We start from the raw sequence: 1,054 nt of genomic DNA on the forward strand, positions 1-1,054 counted from the left end.
GTTGCGCCGCCGCCTACGTCGAGAAAGTTTGCTGGCGAGCCGCCGTAGAGCTTGATTGCGTCCATCGTTGCCATCGCAAGGCCCGCACCGTTGACGAGGCAGCCGATGTCGCCGTCGAGCGCGATGTACGAAAGGTCGAACTTCGAGGCCTCGACCTCCACCGGATCTTCCTCATCGAAGTCGCGCATCGCGGCAATCTCGGGCTGGCGAAACAGCGCGTTGGCGTCGAAGTCGAACTTCGCGTCGAGCGCGATCACGCGGCCGTCGCGGGTCAGCACCAGCGGATTGATCTCGGCCAGCGAAGCGTCGCTGCCATCGAAGGCCTGGTAGAGGTTCTGCATGAACACGCGCGCCTGCACCACCGAGCGCTCGGAGATGCCGATGCGGCGCGCGATGCCGTCTGCATCGACAATCCGCAGGCCGGTGTCCGGGTCGATGAAGAGCTTGTGGATCTTCTCAGGCGTGCGCGCGGCCACCTCCTCGATGTCCATGCCGCCTTCGCTCGACGCCATCAGAGCCACGCGCTGCGAATTGCGGTCGACCACGAAACCGAGGTACAGCTCCTTGTCGATCTCGACGCTCTCTTCGACCAGCAGCTGCTTCACCACGCGGCCTTCGGGGCCGGTCTGCGGCGTCTTCAGCGTCATGCCGAGCATCTGGTCTGCGTGGCGCCGCACTTCGGCGACGGACCACGCGGGCTTCACGCCGCCGCCCTTGCCGCGGCCGCCCGCATGGATCTGCGCCTTGACCACCCAGGCCCGGCCACCGAGCCGGGTGGCGGCGTCTGCCGCCTCGTCGGGCGAGCGGCAGACGAATCCACGGGGTGTCGCCACGCCGTACTGGCGCAACACGTCCTTGCCCTGGTATTCGTGGATGTTCATGGTCGAAGCAGGCTGTTTATTTGCAAAGAATTTCAGGCGCCAAGCTCGACGCCGTGGCTTTCCGCCCAATTGAAATAGCTCGACGAAGCCATTTCCCGCTTTCTGTGCAATTCCTTTTTCTGCTCGATCGCTTCGGCCAGAAATTCGGCGTCGTAGGCCTTCAGCAGGTGCGG

The 1,054-nt window shown here is 64.4% G+C and carries 1 protein-coding gene; it reads right to left on the bottom strand.

Translation table 11 applies throughout. The annotated features are described in order from the left end of the window. Positions 1-881 (bottom strand): ADP-forming succinate--CoA ligase subunit beta (sucC, locus tag ACSFA3_RS25765; protein ID WP_435508152.1); only part of this gene is annotated, 881 nt, incomplete at its 3' end. Positions 882-1,054: the final 173 nt, after the last annotated feature.

Origin of the sequence: Variovorax glucosi, assembly GCF_051216695.1 — a bacterium.
Lineage (GTDB): Bacteria > Pseudomonadota > Gammaproteobacteria > Burkholderiales > Burkholderiaceae_C > Variovorax.